General features: G+C 56.9%; 20 protein-coding genes, 1 tRNA gene and 2 pseudogenes. 22 read left to right on the top strand and 1 reads right to left on the bottom strand.

What is annotated here, in order from left to right:
* Nucleotide 1: 1 nt before the first annotated feature.
* The 11 genes from AC3B5A_RS01580 (at nucleotide 2) to AC3B5A_RS01530 (ending at nucleotide 9,449) form a co-directional block, all read left to right on the top strand.
* Complete coding sequence (locus AC3B5A_RS01580; RefSeq protein WP_489798281.1) at nucleotides 2–1,180, top strand: glycosyltransferase family 4 protein; 1,179 nt, start codon at nucleotides 2–4, stop codon at nucleotides 1,178–1,180.
* Between the two features lie 56 nt (nucleotides 1,181–1,236).
* A complete protein-coding gene (locus tag AC3B5A_RS01575) occupies nucleotides 1,237–1,992 on the top strand; it encodes a YebC/PmpR family DNA-binding transcriptional regulator (RefSeq protein ID WP_489798279.1) in 756 nt (251 codons plus the stop codon).
* A 2-nt stretch (nucleotides 1,993–1,994) separates the two neighbouring features.
* Complete coding sequence (gene ruvC / locus AC3B5A_RS01570) at nucleotides 1,995–2,576, top strand: crossover junction endodeoxyribonuclease RuvC (protein WP_489798277.1); 582 nt, start codon at nucleotides 1,995–1,997, stop codon at nucleotides 2,574–2,576.
* Between the two features lie 88 nt (nucleotides 2,577–2,664).
* On the top strand, nucleotides 2,665–3,282 hold the full coding sequence (gene ruvA, locus AC3B5A_RS01565; RefSeq protein ID WP_489798275.1) for a Holliday junction branch migration protein RuvA: 618 nt from the start codon (nucleotides 2,665–2,667) through the stop codon (nucleotides 3,280–3,282).
* A gap of 39 nt (nucleotides 3,283–3,321) precedes the next feature.
* Nucleotides 3,322–4,416: a Holliday junction branch migration DNA helicase RuvB gene (gene ruvB / locus AC3B5A_RS01560; protein WP_489798509.1), complete on the top strand. Its 1,095-nt coding sequence runs from the start codon at nucleotides 3,322–3,324 to the stop codon at nucleotides 4,414–4,416.
* Nucleotides 4,417–4,486: 70 nt separating this feature from the next.
* Nucleotides 4,487–4,993, top strand: coding sequence for a preprotein translocase subunit YajC (locus tag AC3B5A_RS01555; RefSeq protein WP_489798507.1), 507 nt, complete (start codon nucleotides 4,487–4,489; stop codon nucleotides 4,991–4,993).
* Between the two features lie 81 nt (nucleotides 4,994–5,074).
* Complete coding sequence (locus AC3B5A_RS01550) at nucleotides 5,075–5,656, top strand: adenine phosphoribosyltransferase (protein WP_489798273.1); 582 nt, start codon at nucleotides 5,075–5,077, stop codon at nucleotides 5,654–5,656.
* 42 nt (nucleotides 5,657–5,698) lie between these two features.
* The gene (gene sucC / locus AC3B5A_RS01545; RefSeq protein WP_489798271.1) at nucleotides 5,699–6,892 is read left to right on the top strand and encodes an ADP-forming succinate--CoA ligase subunit beta; all 1,194 of its coding nucleotides are present in this window, start codon (nucleotides 5,699–5,701) and stop codon (nucleotides 6,890–6,892) included.
* Nucleotides 6,892–7,821 carry a succinate--CoA ligase subunit alpha gene (sucD, locus tag AC3B5A_RS01540; RefSeq protein WP_489798269.1) on the top strand — a complete coding sequence of 310 codons (930 nt, stop codon included), beginning with the start codon at nucleotides 6,892–6,894 and terminating at the stop codon, nucleotides 7,819–7,821. Before sucC ends, sucD begins: the two co-directional genes overlap by 1 nt.
* Nucleotides 7,811–9,124, top strand: a complete 1,314-nt coding sequence (locus AC3B5A_RS01535) for a cell division protein PerM (protein ID WP_489798267.1) — start codon at nucleotides 7,811–7,813, stop codon at nucleotides 9,122–9,124. Before sucD ends, AC3B5A_RS01535 begins: the two co-directional genes overlap by 11 nt.
* A gap of 37 nt (nucleotides 9,125–9,161) precedes the next feature.
* On the top strand, nucleotides 9,162–9,449 hold the full coding sequence (locus tag AC3B5A_RS01530; protein ID WP_489798265.1) for a DUF3017 domain-containing protein: 288 nt from the start codon (nucleotides 9,162–9,164) through the stop codon (nucleotides 9,447–9,449).
* 250 nt (nucleotides 9,450–9,699) lie between these two features.
* Here the strand turns inward: AC3B5A_RS01530 and AC3B5A_RS01525 are convergent, their stop codons facing one another.
* The gene (locus AC3B5A_RS01525) at nucleotides 9,700–10,707 is read right to left on the bottom strand and encodes an MIP/aquaporin family protein (RefSeq protein ID WP_489798264.1); all 1,008 of its coding nucleotides are present in this window, start codon (nucleotides 10,705–10,707) and stop codon (nucleotides 9,700–9,702) included.
* A gap of 247 nt (nucleotides 10,708–10,954) precedes the next feature.
* Here AC3B5A_RS01525 and AC3B5A_RS01520 point away from each other — a divergent pair, with 247 nt between their 5' ends.
* From AC3B5A_RS01520 to AC3B5A_RS01470, 11 genes and pseudogenes are all read left to right on the top strand, one after another.
* A complete protein-coding gene (locus AC3B5A_RS01520) occupies nucleotides 10,955–11,728 on the top strand; it encodes a pseudouridine synthase (protein ID WP_489798262.1) in 774 nt (257 codons plus the stop codon).
* Nucleotides 11,725–13,857 (top strand): bifunctional cytidylate kinase/GTPase Der, encoded by a 2,133-nt coding sequence (gene der / locus AC3B5A_RS01515; RefSeq protein ID WP_489798261.1) that lies wholly within the window; start codon nucleotides 11,725–11,727, stop codon nucleotides 13,855–13,857. Before AC3B5A_RS01520 ends, der begins: the two co-directional genes overlap by 4 nt.
* A gap of 75 nt (nucleotides 13,858–13,932) precedes the next feature.
* Nucleotides 13,933–14,006 (top strand) — tRNA-Pro (locus AC3B5A_RS01510).
* Nucleotides 14,007–14,356: 350 nt separating this feature from the next.
* On the top strand, nucleotides 14,357–14,554 hold the full coding sequence (locus tag AC3B5A_RS01505) for a hypothetical protein (protein WP_489798259.1): 198 nt from the start codon (nucleotides 14,357–14,359) through the stop codon (nucleotides 14,552–14,554).
* 98 nt (nucleotides 14,555–14,652) lie between these two features.
* Entirely contained in the window at nucleotides 14,653–16,329 is a 1,677-nt protein-coding gene (locus AC3B5A_RS01500; RefSeq protein ID WP_489798258.1) for a mucin-binding protein, read from the top strand.
* A 695-nt stretch (nucleotides 16,330–17,024) separates the two neighbouring features.
* Nucleotides 17,025–18,407 carry a dicarboxylate/amino acid:cation symporter gene (locus tag AC3B5A_RS01495; protein WP_489798256.1) on the top strand — a complete coding sequence of 461 codons (1,383 nt, stop codon included), beginning with the start codon at nucleotides 17,025–17,027 and terminating at the stop codon, nucleotides 18,405–18,407.
* A gap of 874 nt (nucleotides 18,408–19,281) precedes the next feature.
* Nucleotides 19,282–20,646, top strand: coding sequence for a UTP--glucose-1-phosphate uridylyltransferase (locus AC3B5A_RS01490; protein ID WP_489798505.1), 1,365 nt, complete (start codon nucleotides 19,282–19,284; stop codon nucleotides 20,644–20,646).
* A gap of 159 nt (nucleotides 20,647–20,805) precedes the next feature.
* Nucleotides 20,806–21,523: pseudogene (locus tag AC3B5A_RS01485) on the top strand (helix-turn-helix transcriptional regulator); the annotation flags it as partial.
* 116 nt (nucleotides 21,524–21,639) lie between these two features.
* Nucleotides 21,640–22,743, top strand: a pseudogene (locus AC3B5A_RS01480) (helix-turn-helix transcriptional regulator); the annotation flags it as partial.
* Between the two features lie 82 nt (nucleotides 22,744–22,825).
* The gene (locus AC3B5A_RS01475) at nucleotides 22,826–23,200 is read left to right on the top strand and encodes a hypothetical protein (protein ID WP_489798254.1); all 375 of its coding nucleotides are present in this window, start codon (nucleotides 22,826–22,828) and stop codon (nucleotides 23,198–23,200) included.
* Nucleotides 23,201–23,238: 38 nt separating this feature from the next.
* Nucleotides 23,239–25,791: a DEAD/DEAH box helicase gene (locus tag AC3B5A_RS01470; RefSeq protein ID WP_489798252.1), complete on the top strand. Its 2,553-nt coding sequence runs from the start codon at nucleotides 23,239–23,241 to the stop codon at nucleotides 25,789–25,791.
* Nucleotides 25,792–25,907: the final 116 nt, after the last annotated feature.

Genomic DNA, 25,907 nt, shown 5'->3' with positions numbered 1-25,907 from the left:
CATGCCTACATCACAGCAGCACCGCAACGACCCATTGGGCGGCAGAAAGCTCAACGTCGGCATTATTTCGCCTTACTCGTTCGAGACTCCGGGCGGCGTGCAATTTCACATTCGTGATTTCGCCGAAGAACTTATGCGCCAAGGCCACCATGTCACGGTGCTGGCTCCAGGCCGACGCACTGCCGACATGCCACTGTGGGTCAACACCACCGGTTCGTCGTTCGGTATTCCCTACAACGGATCGGTTGCGCGTCTGAGCTATTTCGGCACGGTAGGGCAACAGGTGCGCAGGTGGGTGCGTCAAGGTCATTTTGACATCGTTCACCTGCACGAGCCGGAAACCCCATCCTTGAGCCATAAACCACTCACCATGGGGCAGCACCCGCCTTTTGTCGGCACTTTCCATTCCGCGTTCAACACGTATCCATTGGCGCTGAAACTGTTTGGCGGATACCTTTCTCACTATCTCTCACCACTGGCGGCAGCCATCTGCGTGAGTCCTGCCGCCGCACAGACCATGCGCAATTATGCTCCGCACGGGCTTGGGTACAGCACCATACCCAACGGCATTGCCTATGATCAGTTTGCTTCTGCCCAACCGATGAAGCAATGGCAGGGAACAGAAGAGAGACCGACTATCGGATTCCTGGGTCGCATGGGAGAGTCACGTAAAGGCTTTACCGTGTTCGCCCAAGCCGCGCTGGATGTCGTCAAACGGTATCCCCGAGCACGATTCTTGTGCGTTGGCGATGGCAAACAGGACGCGTTGAAGATACTTTCAGATTTGGACGGCAGCGGCAGGCTTGCATCGCACTTCGAGTTCTTAGGCCGCATCAGTGACGCTGACAAAGCTCGGTTCTACCGGTCGGTAAGCGTGTATGTGGCGCCGCAGACCGGTGGCGAAAGCTTCGGCATTGTGCTGGCTGAAGCCATGGCGGCCTCATGCGCCGTGGTGGCCTCGGATCTGCCGGCGTTCAAGGATGTCAGCGATGGTGGTCAGTCGGCCGCGTTGTTCGCCAATGGTAAAGCCCACGATTGTGCTCGGGCCATTTGCACGGTCATTGAAGACGACACGAAGCGCTGTGCGTTGCAGCAAGCGGGCGCGGACCGTGCCAGGGCATATGACTGGCCGAATGTTGCCGAACAGGTACTCAACGTTTATGCTCACGTCTTGTCGTGAAACCGCCCTAGAATTGAAAACCGGATTTACTGTAACCACAACCTGCGAGGAGCAATATGTCAGGGCATTCCAAGTGGGCGACCACCAAGAACAAGAAGGCCGCCATCGATGCTAAGCGTGGCAAGCTGTTTGCCAAGCTCATCAAGAACATCGAGATCGCCGCACGCATGGGCGGGGGAGATCCTGACGGCAACCCCACGCTGTACGACGCAATCGTGAAGGCCAAGAAGTCTTCGATGCCCGCCGACAACATCAAGCGCGCTGTCAAGCGTGGTTCGGGTGAAGAGGCTGGTGCGGCCAATTACGAGTCCATCGTCTACGAAGGCTACGCACCTGCCGGCGTCGGCTTGATTATCGAATGCTTGACCGATAACCGCAACCGCGCCGCTGCAGACGTACGCTCCACATTGACCAAGGGCAATGGCTCGTTGGCTACCAATGGTGCTGTGAGCTTCAACTTTGAGCGTAAAGGCCAGATCGTAGTACCTTCCGAGGGGGTGGACTACGACAATCTGTTCGAGGTTGCCGCTGAGGCCGGTGCCGAAGATGTGAGCGACGAAGGCGAAGCATATGTCATCAGCACGGGCACCTCTGAGATGGTACCGGTGCGTGAGGCGCTGCAAAAGGCAGGAATCGATTACGATTCCGTCGATCTGGTCATGGTGCCGAGCAACGAGGTCGAGCTGACCTTCGAAGACGCGCAGAAGGTGACCAAGCTCATCGACAACCTTGACGACCTGGACGATGTGCAGAACGTGTACAGCAACTGGACGGCGTCGGACGAGGTGATGGCCAAGCTCGACGAAGAGTAGTAGTGATTATCCTAGGCGTTGACCCAGGCCTGACCAGGTGCGGTGTCGGCGTGATCGAAGCCGGTGCCTCGCGCCGGCTTTCGTTCGTTCATGTGGATGTGATTCGTTCTGATCCGCACACCTCCCAGGATTTACGTTTGCTGAAGATATACAACGGTTTGTCTGAGAAGCTTGACCGGTTTGCTCCAGATACGGTTTCCATCGAACGTGTATTTGCTCAAGAGAATCGCAATACGGTGCTTGGTACTGCGCAGGCCGCGGGTATGGCAATGCTTGCTGCGGCTCAGCGCGGCATTCCTGTGGCGCTGCACACGCCGACCGAAGCGAAAATGGCGATTACCGGCAACGGGCGTGCGGAAAAAATTCAGGTGGAACGGATGGTGGCTCAGGTGCTTAATCTGAGCCAGATTCCACAGCCTGCTGATGCTGCTGATGCCTTGGCACAGGCCATTTGCCATGCGCTGCGCCCCTCAGGAGCGCTGCAAGGCGGTGAGCGCGAGCAGCATCTGACGTTGGCTCAGCGCCAGTGGGCTGAGGCGGCGCAGCGTTCCAAGCGAAGGCGTGGAGTCGACCGAGGCATGTAGAATCGAACGTATGTTCGAATGAGTGCTGTGGTACACGCTTTACCGCATCACGACCAGTGCATTCATAAACACAAGTAAGGGGAGTGTCATGATCGGGATGTTGTCAGGCAGCATTGAGTCCGTATCTGCGGATATTGCGCTCATCGATGTACACGGTGTCGGCTTTGAGGTCCGCATGCCTTCTGCGGAGTTGATGACGCTGCATACCGGAGCCGCTGTGAAGTTGTTCACGTCGCTCAACGTCTCTCAAGATGCTGTGACCTTGTACGGGTTCACTAGCATGGCGTCAAAGCGCATGTTCCTGCAATTGCAGAAGGTCAGCGGGATTGGTCCGAGAGTGGCTCTTTCCCTCATCTCTACACTGCCGGCCGACAAGCTCATTGCGGCCGTGACGCAAGGTGATGCGGCAGCATTGGCCAAAGCTCCGGGCCTGGGCAAAAAGGGCGCGCAGAAGATTATTCTCGAGCTCAGCGGCTCACTGAAGATGGACGATGTGCAAGCCACTGGTTTGAAAGCCTCTGCTCATCGTGACGAAGGAACGCAGCAGGTTATTGATGGCCTGCAGTCTTTGGGATGGAAAGAACCTGATGCGGTCAAGGCTGTGGAGCAGGTTTGCAAGGAACACAGTGTGTCCGTGCCATTGGTCGGTGCGGATATTCCGGCAGTGCTCAAGCTGGCGCTGTCATCGTTGGATCGGGGGCTGTAAATGGCAGGAAACCGTAACTTCGACGGCAGCGAGGCACACATGTACCAGCCTGATGTGCAGGAATCATTGAACGAAAGCGGACAATCTGACTCGACATTCAATAGTGGCGCAAACGAAGCTTCGTTACAGGCGATATCCGCCAATCCCATAGGCAACGAACCCGTGAGCGAGGAGGAACTTCGTCCTCACGCACTCGATGGATTCATCGGGCAGCCCACGCTCAAAGCCCAGTTGCAATTGTTCCTTGATGCAGCACGCAAACGTGACACCGCTCCGGATCATATTCTGCTGGCAGGCCCTCCCGGTCTCGGCAAGACCACGCTCGCCATGATTGTGGCCAATGAGCTTGAGGTCCCTATCCGCATCACCAGTGGTCCCGCAGTGCAGCATGCCGGCGATCTGGCATCTATTTTGAGTTCCCTGGATGCTGGAGAAGTGCTGTTCATTGACGAGATTCACAGATTGCCTCGAGCAGCAGAAGAATTGCTGTATATCGCTATGGAAGATTTCCGTGTCGATGTCATGGTGGGCAAGGGGCCTGGGGCATCATCGATTCCACTCACGTTGCCCCGATTCACCGTTGTCGGAGCCACTACGCGAGAGGGCATGCTGCCGTCCCCCCTGCGTGCACGTTTTGGTTTCACCGCGCATCTGGACTTTTACCCGCACGAGGAGTTAGAAAAGCTCATCGAGCGTTCGGCACAAGTGCTGGGAATCACATTGGCAGAAGGCGCTGCGCACCAAATGGCTCTTCGTTCGCGTGGCACCCCGCGTATCGCCAACCGTCTGTTGCGGCGTGTGCGCGACTGGGCCATCGTTCATGATTTGAACGAAATCGGACCGAACGACGTATGCGAGGCACTGGAGTTGTACCAGATTGACTCAGAGGGTTTGGACCGTCTCGACTTAGCTGTGCTGAACGCCATGGTCAAGCATTTCAACGGCGGTCCCGTGGGATTGAGCAACCTTGCCGCCATGGTGGGAGAGGAATCGGAAACCGTAGAAACCGTGTGTGAGCCTTACTTGGTTCGCGAAGGGTTCCTCATGCGCACTCCCAGGGGGCGTGTAGCTACCGGTAAGGCTTGGCGTCATCTGGGGCTGGTTCCTCCCGATGATGTCAGTAAGCTATCTTAGAATTTCGTTGTTAGGCATGCCTTCGGCACGCCGGTAAGTCTTGTGCAAGGAGTCTCTCGTGGACGCAAATATGTTGTTCCTTATCATCTTTATCATTCTCATGGCCGTTATGATGTGGTGGTCAAGCCGCAAGAGCAAGCAGCAACAGGCCCAAGTCAAGGATTTCCGCGCATCTCTCGCCCCAGGGACTCTAGTCAGCACCATCGGCGGTGTCATCGGCACTGTTGTATCGGTTGATACCAAATATGAGGAGATCGTTATCGACTCAGAAGGTTCGCAGCTGCGTTTCAAGTTCTCTGCGGTCAATCGTGAATACGTGCGTCCCGCATATGTCGATGATGACGATGTAGACGAGCAGGGCAATCCGATCGTCCCTGCCGTGGAAAGCGGTGAGACCGATCAGAAGCTTGCCGACTCATCGGCCGATGCACAGGACAACGAAAACAAGGAATCAGCCGAGACACCGTCCACGTTGAGTGCTGACGAGCTGCGGCAGGATGATTCTGTGCCATCTCAGTCCTCTTCTGAGGAGGATGAGGCGGCAGACACCGACGAGTCGAAGTCCGACCACGAGTAGTCGTAATTTTGGTATGTCCGCAATACCGAAGCCGGGCATATACCATGCAATTCCGCAGACAGACACACAGTAAAGGTAGACATGTCAGCATTGGACATCACCAGTAAAGCCCTTGACCGCATCGCTCCCAGCGACGCGGAGTATCTTGTATCCAAGATTCGTACTATTCCAGGATTCCCCAAAGAAGATATTCTGTTTCGCGATTTCATGCCGGTCATGGCCGACCCCAAAGCCTTTGGCATCATGATCGAGGCGCTGGAACAAGCTCTTCCCGTCTCAGTAGATTCCTTCGACTACATCGCAGGTTTGGAAGCTCGAGGATTCCTAGCTGGCCCTCCGCTCGCATTGAAACTCGGCAAAGGCTTTATCGCAGTGCGTAAGGCAGGTAAGCTGCCTCCTCCAACGTTGAGCGAGCACTATTCACTGGAATATGGTCAAGCCTGCGTCGAGATTGAAGAGGGCGTGATTCCCCAAGGGGCACAAGTACTCATTGTCGACGATCTCATCGCTACCGGCGGCACTGCAAAAGCTGCAGCGAACCTGATTGAGCAGGCTGGCGGAACTGTAGCAGGCTTTAGCTTCGTTATGGAACTTGAAGGCCTCAATGGCGTCAAAGACTTGGGGGATTACCCGTCCAGCTGCCTGGTCTCCATGCCTGCGTAGTTGTGCTCTGCCGTAATATCATTTCATCGAACAGGAGAGGTCATGGATCTTTACGAATATCAGGCTCGTGAATTGCTCGAACAGCAGGGCATCAACACCCCACAGGCCATCTATGCTTCCGACGTGCCCTCAGCGCTTAGCGCCGCAGAGCAAATCGGCTACCCCTGCGTGGTGAAGGCCCAGGTCAAGATAGGCCACCGTGGTCAGGCCGGCGGTGTAGCTGTTGTGGCAGACAGCGTCGAGGCTGCGCGTGAGGCAGAGCGTATCCTGAGTATGACCATTGGCGGACATCAGGTGAACGGGGTGTTGGTGGCTCAGGCCAAGAACATCCTTCACGAGTATTATGTATCCATCTCTCTGGATCGCAGCTCCAGAGATTTCGACGTGCTTGCCACTGCCAACGGCGGCACAGAGGTTGAAGAGATCGCCAAGGCTCATCCTGAGTCGGTTAAACGCCTGCACATCAGTGCCCTCGAAGACTTTGACGAACATGCTGCGCGCAGCATGGCAGAGTCCATCGGGTTTTATCATGCGGACACTGATCAGGCTGCCCAAGTTCTGCTCAAGATGTGGCAGTGCTTCAAGGCGAACGATGCCACGCTGGTGGAAATCAATCCACTCGCAAAAGTCGGGGATCCTGATGATGAGAGTTCAAAGTCGCTGTGCGCGCTGGACGCGAAAATTTCCTTGGATGACAACGCTTCCTTCCGCCACGAGACTTGGGCGCAGTTCGCAGCTGCTGATCAGCTCGACTCCTACGAGGCGAAGGCCAAAGAGTATGGTCTGCACTACGTGCACCTCGACGGTGAAGTAGGGGTGATCGGCAATGGTGCAGGATTGGTGATGAGCTCACTCGACGCTGTCTCCGGAGCCGGTGCTGCACAAGGCAACGGCGCCAAGCCTGCCAACTTCCTGGATATCGGCGGTGGCGCGTCGGCTGAGGTCATGAGCGCAAGCTTGGGCATTGTACTGAGCGATCCGCAGGTCAACGCAGTGCTTATCAATGTGTACGGTGGTATCACCTCGTGCCAGCTCGTGGCGCAAGGCATACTCAAAGCTTTTGACGAATTGCACACGGATGTGCCGCTCGTGGTACGTTTTGACGGTAACGAAGCAAGTGAAGGACTCGAAACGCTGCGTCACGCCCAGGTGAGCAACGTTCATGTATGCCGCACCATGCAGGCAGCCGCGGATCTCTCCGCAAAGCTTGCCGCAGCCAGCCGGAAGGAACACTGATGAAACTGTTTGCAGACGGAAATACGCCAGTCATCGTACAAGGTATGACAGGCCGACAAGGCATGATGCACACTGGTCGCATGTTGCAGGCCGGCACCAACATCGTTGCCGGTGTCAATCCCCGAAAAGCCGGTACCAGCGTTGCCTTCAGCATCGACCGTGCCGAGGGAGACATCGACATTCCCGTGTACGCCACATGCGCAGAGGCCGTAGAACGTGCCGGCGCACAGGCAAGCGTGATTTTCGTTCCTCCCAAGTTTGCCAAGAGTGCGATGCTTGAAGCCATCGAAGCCGATATTCCTCTCATTGTGGTCATCACCGAGGGCATTCCTGTGGCCGACACAGCATACTGCGTGGAATTGGCTCTTTCCAAGGGCATTCGCATCATTGGGCCAAACTGCCCCGGACTGATGACACTGCCTCGACCCGACGGCACCGCCGGCGCAAATCTTGGTATCATCCCGGACGGTATCGTTTCGTCCGGCCCGCTTGGCTTGATTTCCAAGTCAGGTACGCTGACCTATCAGATGATGGGAGAGCTGTCCGATATCGGCTTTACGGCGTGTGTGGGCGTAGGCGGAGATCCAATCGTCGGCACTACGCTGGTGGAAGCGTTGGAAGCGTTCGAACATGATGATGCGACCAAAGCTGTGGTGATGATCGGTGAGATCGGTGGAACCGCTGAACAAGATGCCGCACGCTGGGCGGCGGAGCATATGAGCAAGCCTGTGGTGTCCTACATCGCCGGGTTCACCGCTCCTGAAGGCAAGCAGATGGGTCATGCCGGTGCCATTGTCTCTGGAGGCAAAGGCACTGCGCAGGATAAGAAGATCGCTCTTGAGGCCGTCGGCATCAAAGTCGGTGAGACTCCTGCGCAAGCGGCAGACTTTGCTCGTGAGGCCTTGAACGCATTGAACCATGAGCAGTGAGCGAGCAGCTGGTAAGCCGTGGCTGAAAGGGGTGCTAGGAGCGCTAGCCGCCCTCGGTATGGTCACGGTCGTACTGGCCATGTTGATAGCGATCGGGTTGCTCATCATCTCCATGGAAGAAGGTGCAGCCAGTCTTTCGGGCATGTCTGTACCGCTTACCTTGGCGGTACTGCTGCTCAGTCAAGGCATAGGGTTTACTACGGATTCCATGGCACTCACCATTATGCCACTGCTGCTCACCGCTGCTTTGGTGTGGACGGTGCGAACAGTGGTGAAACGCACCTCGACTGATGCGCGCTCGTACTTGTCCGGCGCACTGACGTGGATGGTGGTCAACTGGCTGTTCGCACAGAACGTGTCGGTTGTGCTTGACGACAGCACAACTTCAATACTGCTGAAAACCGCCGCGGTATATACGATTGGTTTTGCATTGGCTGTGCTTTCGGACAGTCGGCTGGTGGCTTGGATCAGCGAGCATGTCAGTGGCGAGAAGGCCAATAAGGCATGTGCCGCAGTCTCGACGGCCATCAAGCTCACTGCAGTGATTGTCGTGGTTTACCTTGTTTTGGGTTTGATCAGCGTAGCGGCATGGGTGGTGTTCAACTATACCGGGATGCAATATCTCTTCCGCGCTTCGGGCATGCAGATGGGGTCGCGCATCGTCACTACTGTGGCCACACTGGCTTGGCTGCCTAACCTTTGTATTTGGGCTGTTTCCTGGCTGTTCGGTGGTGGATTCGCCATAGGCGATCTGGCGAAGTTTACCTTGTGGACAGGTGAGTCCTCAGGCTTGCCCCCGGTTCCCATATTCGGTATATTTCCCGATGCCGTTTCCAATGGTACTTTGCGTATGGTTCTCGTATCGCTGCCTTTGGTATGTGGACTTGTTGTAGGTCTGATGCTGCTGTTTGCACCTTCACATTTTGCGGTAACGCGAAATCTTGTGCACAGCCCGATCAATCTGGTACAACGTCTGGTCTCGTTGCTGTATCCTTTAGGTTCTTTCCTGCTTGGCGGAGCACTGGTGTATGGAGTGTTCGCCGCGCTGTTTTCTCTCAGTGACGGAGCGCTCGGCAAGCAGCGTCTCAGCCATGTCGGAGTGAATGTGCGAGCATCGCTTGATGTCACGGCCAAACAGACTGCCATGGGGCTTGGTGCGGCGTGGTTGGCGGCTCTCACACTGGTTGCTCTGGTGTCGGCGGTGCGAGTGCTGGTACGTAGTTTGCGCCAGCGGGGGAGTCGTGACGAACAGCCTGAACAGTCGCGCGATGCCGCGCCTGATGATACAGTGACATCACATTGATGGTCGTACAAGACCAGCCTGCCTGAAGGGAGTGGATATGAACGTCCAGCATCCGCATGTTTCCGAAGAGAGCGAAGGCAGTCCTGTCGCCGAATGGGTGGTGTTCGCCGTCGTCTCAGTGGCGGCTGTGGTGGCTTGGTTGGGGCATACGATGGCTGCCACGATAATTTTGGCGTTGACAGCCTTGGTGACGGGTACATTGCGGTTGGTGCTCAAGGATCGCAGCCCGTGGAAGGTCCGTTCTATCGGCTTTGACGTTTTCATTTCCTATGCGCTGGGCTTTGGTTTACTGGTCACATATATCAGTATCGAAATGATGATGTAGCGTAAAGGCTCCGCAAAGCTTCCGTGCCGTGCGTTCCTGCTTTGGAACCTCCGTCACTGAGGTGCTGCTGGAAAAGCTGTTTGACGATACGTTTATGGAATCTCTTCACTGGGTCGCTTCAGCTGCGCAAGGCATTTGCATCCATACGACCGGCATGCCATCGTTGACTACGCAAAAGCGGGGGCTGCGAACTAACTAAGTTCGCAGCCCCCGCCGCATGCATGTGCCTGTTGAATAGGCCTAACCTACATCAGCGCTTTGTATCGTGGTCGTCTTGATTTGCAGAGAGATCATCGACCGACTCGAACGCGGTCTCTTCAGCAATCTCGACTGCGACTGGAATCTCGGTTTGCTCAGCTTGTGCTGCATTGTCCGCACCAGGAACCATGCTCGCGTTGTTTTCAACGTCACCGAAAGCACTATCGACGAGGTCAGCGTTCTGCATGCTGTTCTCGACCTTTTTGTCTGCGCTGTCGCTGCCGATCTGCGTGAAGATAATCACGATGGCAACCAATGCCGCGGCTAGGATGGGACCAACCCAGAAGGCCCAGAGCTGCTGCAGCGGATCTTGCGTCAGCTTGGCTCCCTTTGCAAAGATGGCGATACCGGTGGAACGAGCGGGATTGAGGGACGATCCGGTCACCGGGTAGGTGATGGCCACGCCGACTGCGTACGCTGCGGCCATCGCTGCTGCACGCATAGGGGAGGAGGTGTTGCCCGTGCTGGTGGTGCGCATGAAAGTGGCCACGATGATAATGCCTGCAACTACCTCAACCACCATGGCGAATGCCAGGCCGAAGGTGATATGCACCTGGGAGAGTTGCGCATTGGACATGGAGCCGGCTCCGAAACCGTTGACTGCCCCGGTGAACCAGATGGAGGCAGTGGCTTCCTTGGAGGTGGGGATGACGAAGCGGAGCACGGCAGCGCTGGCGATGGCGCCAATCACCTGAGCCACGATGGAGCACAGTCCTTGCAGGATACCCGTACGGCCGGTGAGCATGGCTGCAACGGTGATGGCAGGGTTGAACTGTGCATCGCTAACGCGGTCGAAGATGAGCGTGACTACACCGTAAGCAAACGCCGTGGTCAGCATGACGAGTATCAGGTTAGACCCATAGAGCGCTGCCCCCAGCGCGGAGACCAGGTAGATACCCAAGCAGATCAGGAACGTTCCTGCAAGCTCGGCACCCGAAGACAGCAGCAGACGCCGCACATTGACTTTCTTGGTCACAGGTTGTGTCATTTGTTCAGTCATCACTCATCCTTGTGTATCGGTTATTTGTTGCATATGTCACAAATGTGGTGTTGCGCACATACGCCGCCATGGTAGCAGAAGCACAGTAATTAAGGTATACTTGGTGACTTGCACGCCTCATTCAAGCGGAAGCCGCACCGCACAGCGTTATCGCTGTACGAAAATCTTCCACTGGTATGCGGCGCAGTGCATGTATATACAGGAAATACCGGCGGCCATCGTGCCGCATGGCCACGTTGGGAGAACGATGCCAAACGCATATTCCCGCGCCCAGAAGGCGCACACCACAGACAATGACGGCATTCGCTTGCAGAAGGTGCTGGCTCAGGCCGGCTTCGGTTCCAGGCGCAAATGCGAGGAAATCATCACTTCAGGGCGCGTGGAGGTCGATGGCGAACTCGTCACCGAACTCGGCACCCGCGTCAACCCCGAAAGCCAGCAGATCCGCGTTGACGACACTCGCATTCGTGTCAACGACCGGCACGTCACGCTGGCGCTCAACAAGCCCAAGAAGGTCCTCTCCACGATGGACGACCCCAAAGGACGATACACGCTGAGTGACATCGTGGGGGACAAGTACGAGCGAATCTTCCATATGGGCCGTCTCGACTACGAGTCCGAAGGACTGATTCTCATGACGAACGACGGCGAACTGAGCCAACACGTCATGCACCCCAAGTACGAGGTGGAGAAGACCTATCTCGCTACACTGGACGGCCATATCGGCGGCAACGTGTGCCGCAGGCTCGTCACTCAGGGCGTCAACCTCGATGACGGTCTCATCAGGCTCGACCGCTGCGCCATCGTGGACTCCAAGCGCGATTCCACGATGGTCAAAGTAGTGCTGCACTCCGGCAAGAACCGCATCGTGCGCCGTATCTTCGGCGCCATCGGTTTCCCGGTGCGCCGGCTGGTGCGCACGCAGATAGGGCCCATTCATCTGGGCGACATCAAACCGGGCTCCTACCGTGTGCTCTCCGAGCCTGAAGTCCGCGCGCTTTCCAAGGAGGTGGGCCTGTGATCCGGGTTGCCATTGACGGGCCGGCGGGAGTCGGCAAATCCTCGACGTCCAAAGCGTTGGCGAAATATTTCGACTTCGCATACCTCGACACCGGCGCCATGTACCGTACGGCGGCATGGTGGTGCATGCGTCAAGGCATCGATCTGGACGCCGAGACCGTGGACGAACGGCTGGTCACCGAGGTGGTGGGAGAGCTGTTCACCGGTGACCATTTCGACGTGAGCCTCGACCCGGGCAAGCCCGGTGTCTACGTTGACGGCGTTGACGTCAGCGGCGACATCCGCGACTCGTCGGTCTCCTCTCACGTCTCGAAGGTCTCGAACGTACTGCCGGTGCGCCACCTGCTCATCGCAGCCCAGCGCGCCTACATCAACGGCGAGGCCGGTGAGGGGTCGTATTCCAAGGGTGCGGGCATCGTGGCCGAGGGGCGCGACATCACCACGGTTGTCTCACCGAACGCCGAGGTGCGTGTGCTGCTCACGGCCCGCCCAGAGGTGCGTCAGGCCAGGCGCACCGAGCAGAGCGGACAGACGGGCGCAGTGGGCGCCGAGAATGTAGCGGCGCGAGACAAGGCCGACTCCGGCACCACCAATTTCACCGAGGCGGCTCCCGGAGTCACCACGGTCGACAATTCCGACATGACGTTCGAGCAGACGCTCGACAGTCTCATCGCACTGGTGGAGGATGCGCAGGAGCAGCAGAACCTTGCGCGTTACGCCGCCAACCTTGACGGCTACGACCTTGACGATGCCGACCGCGCGCTGCTTCAGGGCGATGCCGATAGCGACGCTTATGGAGCCAAGTCCAAGGCGGTGGGTGTGCTGGCGGTGGTCGGCAGACCCAATGTGGGCAAGTCCACGCTGGTCAACCGTATCCTTGGCCGTCGCGCCGCCGTAGTGGAGGACACCCCCGGGGTGACCCGGGACCGCGTGAGCTATGACGCGGAATGGGCGGGCACCGATTTCAAACTCGTGGATACGGGCGGCTGGGAGGCTGACGTGGAAGGCATCGAGTCGGCCATCGCCTCTCAGGCGCAGATTGCCGTGAGGCTTGCCGACGCGGTCGTTCTGGTGGTTGACGGGCAGGTGGGCATCACCTCCACCGATCAGCGCATCGTCACTATGCTGCGCGAGGCCGGCAAACCGGTGCTGTTGGCGGTCAACAAGATCGACGACACCATGAGCGAATACCTGAGCGCCGAATTCTGGAAGCTCGGGCTGGGGGAGCCGTACCCGGTGTCCGCCATGCACGGGCGCGGCGTGGGAGATCTGCTCGACGTGGCCATGGATACGCTGTCCAAGGCCGAGCGCACCTCGGGGTTCCTCACGCCGTCCGGTTTGCGCCGCATCGCGCTTATCGGCAAACCGAACGTGGGCAAGTCCTCGCTGCTCAACCAGTTGGCGCACGAGACGCGTTCCGTGGTCAACGACCTTGCCGGCACCACGCGCGACCCGGTCGATGAGGTGATCGAGGTGGACGGCGAGGATTGGCTGTTCATCGACACGGCCGGCATCAAACGCCGCTTGCACAAGCTGTCTGGAGCCGAGTACTATTCGTCGCTGCGCACGCAGACCGCCATCGAGCGTTCCGAGCTTGCGCTGGTGCTCTTCGATGCCTCCCAGCCCATCTCTGACCAGGATTTGAAGGTGATGAGCCAGGCTGTGGATGCGGGGCGTGCCATCGTGCTCGTGTTCAACAAGTGGGATTTGATGGACGAGTTCGACCGTCAGCGCATGGAACGCTTGTGGAAGACCGAGTTCGAGCGGGTCACGTGGGCGCAGCGGGTGAATCTTTCCGCGCAGACCGGCTGGCATACCAACCGTCTGGCATCGGCGATGCGTCAAGCGTTGGAATCGTGGGACAAGCGCATCCCCACCGGCAAGCTCAACGCGTTCTTGGGCAAGATTCAGGCTTCGCATCCGCACCCGTTGCGCGGCGGCAAGCAGCCTCGTATCCTCTTTGCCACACAAGCGTCGAGCCGTCCGCCCCGGTTCGTGATTTTCGCCACCGGGTTCCTGGAGCACGGCTACCGGCGCTATATCGAGCGCCAGCTGCGTGAGGAGTTCGGGTTCGAGGGGTCGCCGATTCAGATTTCGGTCAATGTCCGTGAACGCAAAGCGCGCAAGTAATCCAGCGCGCCACGCCGAGACTATGATTTTGTGAGTGCTTGTGGTATCGTATCCTCTTGGTGCTTGTCACTAGTTCGGGCCGTAGCGCAGCTTGGTAGCGCACTTGACTGGGGGTCAAGGGGTCGCGGGTTCAAATCCCGCCGGCCCGACTGATAGCCGCCGGAATTTCAACGTTCTACAACGTAAGGGATTCCGGCGGTTTTAATATACGTGCGATTGGGCGCGATTGCAGCGGACCTCGCCGCATCTACAGCGTCTTCGACATCATCCAGACGATTCAGCCTCAGCCCAGCATATATGTCAAGCGTGATGGTGGTGCTTGCGAGAGTATCGCATATGAGGCATAGCAACAGTTAGTTATGTCACATAAGTAAGATACACTGATTATAACGTTTGTGTATATTTGTGGTATTGTCACATATATACATGTGCACACGTAGCAGAAGGCCATGCGGTGGAAGTCGTGCCGCTAAGACTGACGAACTGAAAGGGAGAACGGATGACGCTCTTCACCCAAGCTAAGCACAAGCAAGCCGCCCCGGCTTACCGCCGTATCTTCTTCGCCATGGCTGCAGTCGCGGTGGCGGCGACTTCTCTGTTCGGCGGCATGACGGCGTACGCCGAGTCCGGTACCGCCGCCTCCAGCAATGAAAATGCCGTGAATATTACCCCCCCCCCAGCAAGTCTGAATCTCTAGGTTCCAGCGCAGCAAAGCTCGATGCCAGCACCGCTCCGCTGGCAGATACAGGTGCAGTCAACGTAGACGCACAATCCGATGATGCAAACAATCCTCTGATGCGAGGAACTGGCGCTTGTGTTGATGACACTGGTGTCACTGCAACCTTTGGTGGTTGGACCACTGGCGGTGGCAATACAAATACACCTAGCAAACCGGTCATAGGTCTCAAGCCTAATCCCGGCAGTGGCGGCTCACTCGGAGGCTACGTCAACGGGAAAGTGGTCAATTGGGGTTCATACTGCACGTCCACCGCCACTAATACAATCCAGTTCCGTTACTCCACAGGCGGGGCAACGCAAGCCGATTCGTCACAAACCATCTCCTACGACGCGCACACCGCCAGCGCCAGTGTCTCGTTCGCCACCATCGACACTCAAGTCAACACCACCCAGACCTACACATGCTCCTACAACGGCAGCGTCTACTACACCGGAACCGTAAAAGTACCCGGTTGGGGTACTGCGCACTGCACCGGGTACGAAATCAACTGTCAAGGAGGCCAGCAATCACTTGACCCGGATGACTTCGCTCTTGCTGCAACACCCAGTGCTGACGACGAGTCTCCGTCAACTCGTGGTGCAGGCACAATTATTAATCCTGGGGGTACCAGCAGTCTTGTTACTCAGAACAGTTACTGTGCAGACCAATTCGCTAAAACGCCGCGCAAATGCCACGACGGTGAAGCAGGCTTTGGTATTGCACATTATGTGGTTGATGCTCCGATTGTCAGTTTCCAGTGTCCTGCTGCCACATCCTTGAACCAGTATCGGCTCAACAACGGCGGCGGTACGGCAGGCATGCCAGCATACAACCGCGTCTACGTGCCAAACATTGCAGGCTACGACGTATCCGTATCCAACGGCAGCTGGGACCCGGCCAGCCGCACCGTCGCCATGCCCCAACCCGTCAACAGCGCCGGCACCCCCGTCTACGGCACCGACCTACAATTGGCCACCAACGGCGTTACTACTGTCATCTACACCAAACCAGCAGCATCACTCACCGTCCACTACACCAAAAACGGAATCGAAGACACCAGCCTGCAGCAAGTGTTCAACGGATACCGAGGAGATGCCATCACCACCGCAAACAAAGCGTTGAACGTGCCCAACGGTTATTACATTGACTCGGGCACACCACCCCTGACCTGTAACGACACATCGTGCACCCTACCTGCCAACACCACCTACCCGGCAGGCCACACCGACTACTGGATCACCTGCAAATCCACCACACCCAAACACGAATCCTGGAACGCGAACCTCATCGTCCACTACAAGGACGACCAAGGCAACACCCTGCACCCAGACCAAACCAAAACCGTCACTATCACCCACGACTACACAGTACGGCCAGACACCGGAGCTATCGTCACCAACACCGACTGGGCCTACCCAGGCAACGACCCGAAAGTCGACTACGGCATCCTCACCAGCAGTAGACGATACCTCAACTTCACCATCGACAACCCCACCATTCCCGGCTACCACACCAACCAGCCAACTGCCACCTACACCAACACCGACCTCCGCATAGGCATCGTGCTCGTGGACGGCGGCAACGACACCAAAGAGATCACCATCACCTACCACCGCATGATCACCTCGCTGCCATTCACCGGTGGAGCCACCACAGCAGCCACACTAGCGTTCATCGGTGTCATCATCGCCGCGGTGCTCATCACCATCACCTTGGTGTTGAAGAGGAGGCAGAATCACATCACCACCAACTAACCCAACCCTATAACTCCGCAAATCGGTACGTTTCGATCACCATACCGCAACAAAATGATCGAAACGTACCCACACTCCCACACAACCCAAGCAAACGCGTACAAAACAATCACCAAACCACGAATAAACGAACGAAACGTACCCGCAACATCCACAACCCGAACATATGGGTACGTTTCGGTCAAACACTCGTGACAGATCGGCCGAAACGTAGCCACACCAGCCCATGCGCTCACGATAACCTATCCATACTTCCGTCACCAGCCACAACCTCTCTCAACCCAAGGCGATGACGGAATCATAAAGGGTGGTTGGGTGCAGCAACACCGCCGCACCCAACCACCCACACCCGCAGCTGTACGTCTCACACAATCAAAACCCACAGTTCGCCGACCGAACTGTACCCATATCCTCACGCTGCTCAAGCAATGCGTACACTACGGTCAAAACCGACGGATTGCCGAGCGAACTGTACCCACAACAAGCAGCCACACAAATAACGCGTACCATCCGAACACCGCTCGCCGCACCACACTGATAGTGGCTCATAACATTAGGCGATACCCAATATGCCCAAAACTCTATATTCCACCCTTCCGGTGCATTACAGTGTGATGAAACGCCAGCGCGACAATCAGCACGATGTCGCACCACGCAGACGTTCATCACAGAAGAGTATAGAGAAGGGGAGTGGGATGTCAGATACCGTTTTGGAATGGGCCGCACTCGCGGTCGTCGTACTGTTGTTCGCCGCTCTGGCGTGGCTGAACCGCAGCCGCCACGTCAATTTCAGCATCCGCATCATGGTGGCCACCGTGCTCGGCGTCGCGGTCGGCATCGCATTCAAAGGTCATGTGACGTTTGTCGCGGCATTCGGCGCGGTCTGGTCGAACGCCATCAAGGCCATCGTCGTGCCGTTGCTGCTGTTCAGCGTCATCTCTAGCATCACCAAACTAGGGGAGTCTGTACGTTTGCGCAACATCGGCGCCAAAACGGTGTTCTTCCTCCTGCTCAACACGTTGCTCGCGTCGCTGACTGCGCTGCTGTTTTCTCTCGCATTTCACGTGGGCAAAGGGTTTACCGGGGGAGCGCCCAAGCATGCAAAGCAACATGAGGTACCCGGCATCGTAGATACCATCGTCGCCTTGTTCCCCTCGAATCTGGTCGGCAACTGGACTCAGAACCAAGTGGTGCCTGTCGTCCTGTTCGCACTGCTTCTCGCCATTGCGTTCAATGAGATTTCACGCACCGATCAGGGTGCCCGTGCCGTCGCTCCGTTCAAGGCGTTCGTGAGCGCCGGTGACGCGGTGCTATCCAAGGCCACGCAGATAGTCATGGGGTTCACGCCCTATGCCACGCTGGCACTCATCGCCAAAGCGGTAAGCAACAGCGTGGTGGATGCTTTGCTGCCTTTGGTGGGTGTGCTGGTGGTGGCCTACCTCGCGATTGTCGTACAACTGTTCGTCTGGCAGCCGTTGGTGTTGGCGGCGACCACCCGTCTCAACCCGATTCATTTCTTCAAGGCGTTTGCCCCGGCCGGTGTGGTGGCGTTCACGTCCGAATCGTCCATCGGCACCATTCCAGTCACGGTGCGCCAACTGCGCAAAAGCGGCGTTCCCGAAGACATTGCCTCGTTCGTTGCCAGCCTTGGCGCCAATCTCGGCATGCCCGGGTGCGCTGGTGTGTGGCCGATGGTGCTTGCAGTGTTCGCCATCAACGCGCAGGGACTTGACTATTCGGTAGGTAGCTATGCTGTACTTGTAGGGCTGACGTTGCTGGTTTCCATAGGCACGGTAGGTGTTCCCGGCACTGCCACCGTCACTGCAACGGCGCTGTTTGCCTCAGCAGGACTGCCTGTCTCGTTCATCGCCGTCGCTCAACCCATCTCTCAGATAGTGGATATGGGACGCACGGCCGTCAATGTGGCGGGCGCGGCGAACACGGCCACCATCGTGGCCGCCAGTGAACATGAGCTTGACAAGGATCTGTATTACGGCCGTAAGCAGTTCAATGAAGATTCGGTTGATGAGACTGACACAACTGACGAATCCGATACGACCGATGCTGGCTCACAGTAGGGGAGAGAACGGTTTGGCCCTATACTGGCATGGTGGTGACTCCGGTGCCTACGACGTTCAGCCACGGACGATTTCCGCGGAAGGTTCAGTATGTAAGTCTCGACTTCACGTATGAGAGCATATATATGGCCGGCCGAGGTTGTTAATTATGTCACCACCGTGTATATTATGCAAGAATAAAGCCGTGCACCTGCATCACGTTCACAATGGAGGGCGCTCTGCGGCCGAACGTATCCCAACCCCACACAACCAACGCAAACGAGTACAAAACGGTCACCAAACCCACAATAAACGGCCGAAACGTACCCTCAAACAAGCTTCAACGCTACAAACCGGTGCCATCAAGCACATGCCTTAGCAGAACACCATCACACCAGACTGATATCGACATGCATCACCGTTGCAGTCTCTCTCACTGCAGGTAGATGACCGAACTCAGGTACCGCCCAGACGACACGCCACAACTGCCCTTGTTTCGCACATTTTCCCTGTGAGGTTCGGGGATATGATTGTTTATTGCAACACCACACAGCAATTTCGGTTACACTAGAACACTATCGTAATCGGCAAGGAAAAGGAGTTTGGCGTGGAAGACGCTTCCGATATCTGCGCGCAGACGATGCGAGAGCAGGATATGAGCGACATCGCGGTCGCCCAGTTCAACAGCATGTACGGTGACTGGTTGGAAGAGACCAACCGTACTGGCGTCACCGAAAACACGAGTCTCAGCGCTACCGGTAATGACGCTGGCAGCGAAACCCGCACACAAGATGGCGAAGGAACACAAAACGCAGCCACCGACATCTCGGGTGGTGCTGCGAGCAGTACCACAGACGGTACCACGGACGATGCAGCGACTGAACCGGCCGCATGCATGGCTTCTTCGACAGAGAACCAACCCAAAAGCCCCAGCGAGGATGCTGCGAGCTGGATTCTCGAAAGCGACATCGAACCGCTCACCGACGTGCCAAGTTTCCACGACATCTACGACACCATCGACCACGACCAAGCGGTGCATGCCTTCGCCAAGACTGCTTTTCTCAAGCTCAACGGCGGCTTAGGCACCTCCATGGGCCTGGACTCCGCCAAGTCACTGCTGCCGGTGCGCCGGCACAAGGCTCGCCGTATGCGTTTCATTGACATCATCCTCGGACAGATCACCACAGCTCGGGATCGACTCGATGTGCCGCTGCCTCTCACGTTTATGAACTCGTTCCGCACTTCAGGGGACACCAAGCAGGTTTTGGCGCGCAATCACAATTTCCATCAGGATGACATTCCTGTGGAAATCATGCAGCATCAGGAGCCGAAAATCGATTTGGCTACAGGTAAGCCAGTACGGTTCCCCGCCAACCCGGCTCTCGAGTGGTGCCCACCGGGACATGGTGACCTGTTCTCCACGATTTGGGAGTCAGGGCTGCTCGACAAGCTTCAGGAGCAAGGGTTCAGCTATCTGTTCATTTCCAACTCGGACAATCTCGGCGCCCGCCCTTCACGCACTTTGGCGCAGTACTTCGAGAATACGGGCACGCCGTTCATGGTGGAAGTGGCGAACCGTACCGAAGCTGACCGCAAGGGCGGACACTTTGTGAGAAACAAGCGTACGGGCCGTTTGATGCTGCGAGAAATGACACAGGTTGCAGACGGCGATAAGGATGCAGCGCAAGACATCATGCGACATCCGTATTTCAACACCAACAGCATCTGGGTGCGTATTGATGCGCTCAAGGCCAAACTCGAGGAGCATGGCGGCATTTTGCCGTTGCCGGTGATTCGCAATTACAAGACCGTTGACCCTACCGACCCTTCCACCACGCCGGTGGTGCAGTTGGAAACGGCTATGGGTGCGGCCGTGGGTCTGTTCGACGGCGCCATCTGCGTGCAGGTGGACCGTATGCGCTTCCTGCCGGTAAAAACCACGAATGACTTGTTCATCATGCGCTCTGATCGGTTCCATCTCACGGACTCATATGAGATGGAGGACGGCGACTACAGGTTCCCGGCTGTCAGTTTGGATGCGCGTTTCTACAAGAACATCGACGACTTCAACGAACGCTTCCCGTATTCCGTGCCCTCGCTGGCTGCTGCGAACTCCGTCACAGTTCGTGGCGATTGGACCTTTGGCCAGAATGTCTCGTTCTACGGGGATGCAGTACTGGACGATCAAGGCAAGCCAAGCTATGTGCCGAACGGTGCGTTCGTTGGCCCGCAGGGCATTGAGCCCGACATGTGGAAGTGATGAGCAATGGTTTGAAGCTGGTTATGCATGCGTAAAATGTGTTAAGAAACGCCGAACATGCGAAATAATACAGCTTCGAGCAAAATTCATCTAGTATAGAATAGGTAAGTGTGTGCAACCGCGCATACTGATTGAGACATTAACGATACGTGAGGACTAATGGCAGAAGGAAGCAACGGGAGGCGGCGGTTTTCCGACAAATGGGGTAAGCATGAGCTAGACGTACTGGCAGTGCTCTCCTCCGCATTTCCCCAATGGTTGACTTCTCGGCAGATTGCCCAGCGAGTAAAGGCCTATGCCGACTCGTATGGCGAATTGGTCGATCAAGCCGCAAAGGCAGCATTCGCGAAACAATTCCAACGCGACCGGGCTAAGCTGGCCGCGATGGGTATCGCCATCGAGTCACGCCAGCCAGAGTATTCGTCGAAGTCCGAAGGACAGGATTTCGCATCCTACCGTTTGCAGCTCGGCGATGAGCCACGCGTGAGGATCAGGTTCAAGCAAGAAGATTTCCCTGTGCTCGCTGCCGCCAACTATCTGGCGCGATCCATGGCGATTTCCTATTCATCCACCAAGCAGGAGGATGAGCATGCTTCGCGCACAGCACCGCGCGTGCCACAGCCGCCGACTCCTGGGCTGGGACTGGACTCAATTGCGCCTGGTTTGGGCACACAGCCGATTCCTGACACTTTGGTGAAGGTCGTGGATTCTCGCCGCTTTGCAGCCACGGTTGACGTCTCCGGCGAGCATTTGAACGTGGCGTACACCGACTCCGACGATTTGGCCATGTATGTGTTGGAGCACCCCGGCGCAACAGTGGTTGCCCCGCAGGAAGCCGCCGATGCCGTGGATCGTCGGTTCAAGGCCGCATCCGAGCTTAAGCTTGCCGACGGTCTGGACGACGACAAGCTTAAGCCTAGTATCAGTGAGACTGTTGCGGATGCCAAAGAGGCTGAAGACAGCGAGCAGGAGGAGACTCCTGCCAAGCACAGCTCCACGTTCCAAACCGGCAGTGAGGTGGATCGACGCTTGCGTCTCATGCTCTTCCTCTCTGCACATTTGGGCGAGGAATTCCCGCTCGACGGTCTCGCCGCAAGGTTCATCGGCGTGCCCAAGACCGATGACGAGCGAAAAAAGTCGATGGCCACGATTCGTAAAGACATCAACACCCTCACCACCGTTTCGGACGATGGGGAAATGGCAGGCAGTCAGTTCTTCGACATCGACTGGTCTTTGTTGGATGAGGACGGCATCGTTTCAGCCACCAATTCTTTGGGTCTTGAGCGCTTAGCCGGTATTTCGCAGCAGTATCTCAGTATGTTGACCGCTTCGGTGAGCTATCTGGCGCATTCCTCGCTGCTGCCGTACGAGCAGCGCGTACAAGCGGAATCGCTGTATCACGATTTGCAGCAGCACGTCAAGCCGGGGGAGACCCCGTGGCTGAGTTTGACCGGTTACGAGGTGGAACCCCGCAGCTTCAGCATCGTCAAGCGTGCCATCGACATGAACAGCCTGCTGGACATGGAATACACGGATGGTGCAGGGCGCACCCGCCGCAAGCTGGTGGCTCCTACCAAGATTTTCGTTGACGAAGGTGTGTACTACGCAGCCGTGTGGACGGACGTCGAGGCGGTGGCGCCAGACGATGTCAAGGAGTTTGCGGTCAAGGACACCACCATCAACAAAGCCACCGGTGAGCCGCGCATCTGGCAGGTGCTGCGCTTGTCTCGTATCAGCGATGCTTCTCTGGTACCCCCAGTTGCTGCGTTGAACATTCCCGATGTGCCGCTTGCTGAGTTGCGCCGTTGGAGCGTGGATAACGGTACCGACGTGATGTTTATCACCGATGAGCCGGGGCTGGCATTCGTGCAGGCATTGCCCGAAGCGCGTGTCGAGCCGTGTGGCAACGGCGAGAAGGTATATCTGCGTGTCTCTTCAGACTCGTGGTTCGTGGCCTTCTGCATCTCTCATGCACGCCACCTCACTGCAGTGGCCCCGCAAACGTTGCGTACCATGATTGTGGCACGAGCCAAACGTGAGCTGAGCGTGGAGCAAAGCGAGCAAGTGGAGGGTGTGCGGTCCGGTCAGGACGACTGAACCAGACTTCATCCGAGACAACGAACCGGCTGAGTGAACGGTATTCCATATCTCACTCGGCCGGCATAGAAAGCAGGTACTCATGAAGTGGTGGATTTGGCTGATACTCGTGGTACTCGCTGTGGTGGTGTTCGGATTCGCTGTGGCCTACGCCGTGTCTCATGCTATGCGCGCCGCTAAAAGCGCTGCTGCTGTGGGCGGCGATGTGATGGAGATTCTTGGCGCGTACTCAGACGTTCCCCAAGTGGAATCGTCACGTACACAGCCAGCCTTCACCGAACCCATTGGTGTCACTGCGCAACGATACAGTGCCAAGCACACAGCGGTGGTGGAGCGCAAACTCGGTCAGCGCGATAAGCATGCTCGGTTATGGGGCAAGTGGAATCGCGAACAGAACCTGCACGAACGCCCCGTGCCAGGCAGTGAGTCAGGTACCGCCAATCAGTCTGAGGCCTGATAATCCATTTATGATGAAACACTAGCGAACAGGTTTTCATGTCATCGACACACGGAGACGAGTTACTTTCTCCTGCCAAACGGTATGCCGCATTCCGCAAGCGGCGCGCGCGTCAAGCCTCCCTGGCCTCAGCGTTCGCCGACACATTGTCGTTCGAACTCGACGACTTTCAGAGTGAAGCCAATGAGGCTTTGGAAGCCGGACAGAATGTGCTGGTGGCGGCTCCCACCGGTGCCGGCAAAACCGTAGTGGCGGACTTTGCCATGTTCCTGGCTCAGCGAAATCACGCCAAGGCGTTCTATACCACGCCCATCAAGGCGCTGAGCAACCAGAAGTACCATGATTTGGTCGACTTGTACGGTGCCGATCAGGTGGGGCTGCTCACCGGGGACAACTCCATCAACTCCGAGGCAAGCATTGTGGTGATGACCACGGAAGTGCTGCGCAATATGCTGTACGAGCACTCTTCCACGTTGGAGGGGCTGCGTTACGTCATCTTGGATGAGGTCCACTACTTGGCTGACCGGTTCCGCGGGCCGGTATGGGAAGAGGTCATCATCCATTTGCCTGTCACGGCACGAATTGTGGCCTTGTCTGCCACGGTTTCCAATGTCGAGGACTTTTCGAGTTGGATTGCTTCGGTGCATGGCGATACCAAACTGGTGGTTTCCGAGCATCGCCCGGTGCCGTTGGAACAGCATGTGCTGCTGCAACAGGACAGCGACCATGAGCCTGAACTCATCGACCTGTATCGCCATGATTCCAATGGTGTGGCAGGCTCGGCGATCAATACCCGTTTGGTGGAGCGCATCGATCAGCTTGATAGGCGAGCCGAACGTCACACATCGGTACGACCACTGCCAGGCAAACGCCGGCATGGCGGCCATCGACCCACCCCTCGACGTCACACGCCGCGCCGTTGGGCTGTGGTGGATGAACTCAACTATCTGGGATTGCTGCCTGGCATCTATTTTATTTTTTCCCGCAACGGCTGCGACCAAGCGGTCCAGCAATGCCTTGATGCCGGGTTGGAGCTGACCAGTGAGGATGAGGCACGCCGTATTCGCAGCATCGTCGACGAGATGGTCGACGGCCAGCTGAGTCACGACGACTTGAAAGCGCTGCATTTTTCGAATTTCCGATTTGCCTTGGAGGAAGGATTCGCGCCCCATCATGCGGGTATGGTATCCCTGTTCAGAGAGATTGTAGAACGATTGTTCGAAGCCGGACTGGTAAAGATGGTCTTTGCCACCGAGACGCTGGCCTTGGGCCTGAATATGCCGGCTCGCAGCGTGGTGGTGGAGAAGCTCGAGAAGTTCAACGGTGTCGATCATGTCACACTCACAGCAGGGGAGTATACCCAGTTGACCGGCAGGGCAGGGCGCCGGGGCATCGACAACATCGGCCATGCCATAGTCGCCGACCATCAGGGATTCACTCCCTCCACGTTGGCATCCCTGTCAAGCAAGCGCGTGTATCCGCTTCATTCAAGCTTCAAACCTACGTTCAATATGGCAGTTAATTTGCTGCATTCGAGCGATTATGCAACCGCACGCACCACCCTGTCGCATTCGTTCGCACAGTTTGAAGCCAATAATTCCGCGGAGACCTTGGAATCACGTATGGTCACGCTGGAGGATGCGCTGCGCGGCTATGAGCGTGCGTTCGCCTGTTCGCACGGAGATTTTGCACAGTTCATGACCATTCGCCGCCACCTGAGTGACCTACAGAAGGATGCACGCCGTCAGCTCAAGCACCGTGTTTTCCGTTCTGAGGCCGAACGTGCCCGGGCATTCGCCGATCTCGACCGGCAGATTGATGAACTGACTCGTCTCGAACAGCAGCATCCTTGCCGTTCGTGCCCGGATATGAACAAGCACGTGAAGTGGGGCAACCGATGGCTGCGAGAGTCGCAGGAGCTGGACAAGGTTCGCCGCCGCTACGAGTCTCGAACTGGCTCTGTAGCAAGGCAGTTCGACCGGATCTGTGAGATTCTTGAGGCGCTCGGCTATGTGGATAGTGAGCAGCACACAACCGGAACGTATACCGCCGAACTTGAATTGACTGAACGCGGCCAGCTTCTGCGTCATCTGTACAGCGAATATGACTTGGTGCTGGCACAAGGCATCAGTGACGGCGCACTTGACAGACTCGAACCGGACGCTTTGGCAGCAGTGCTCTCAGCCTTGGTATATCAAGCCAGGAGAGGTGACGGGGGAGAGCCCCGCCGCTATCCGGGAGGAGAGAACGGAGCTGTGCGCCGGGCGTGCAGGCGCATGCGTGACATTTTCCTTGACGTGGAGGAGTTGCGAGAAGACGCAGATTTGGACGAGATGGAATCGTTGGATTTCTCAATAGTGGATGTGATGTATGACTGGGCGAACGGTGACAATCTCGCCCATATATTGCATGCTACAGATTTGACTGGGGGAGACTTTGTCCGCAATGCCAAACGTCTGTCCGATCTCTTGCAGCAGATTGCCGCAGCCAAGCCTTATTATGAACGCTCAAGCCCCCACTTGGCATCTACCGCACACCAGGCCAGCCTGCTCGTGAACCGCGGTATCGTGGCATATTCAGGAGTAGATTAATGCATCGTAATATGTAGAGGAATATACATATATGCACTCCAAGATGGTATTAATCGAAACAGTGCAATTATCCGGGCATGAGAACATACACGATTTAGACAACACACACGGGAATA

It is taken from the genome of Bifidobacterium sp. ESL1133 (assembly GCF_058107325.1).
This window is presented reverse-complemented; position numbering and strand designations above follow the sequence as displayed.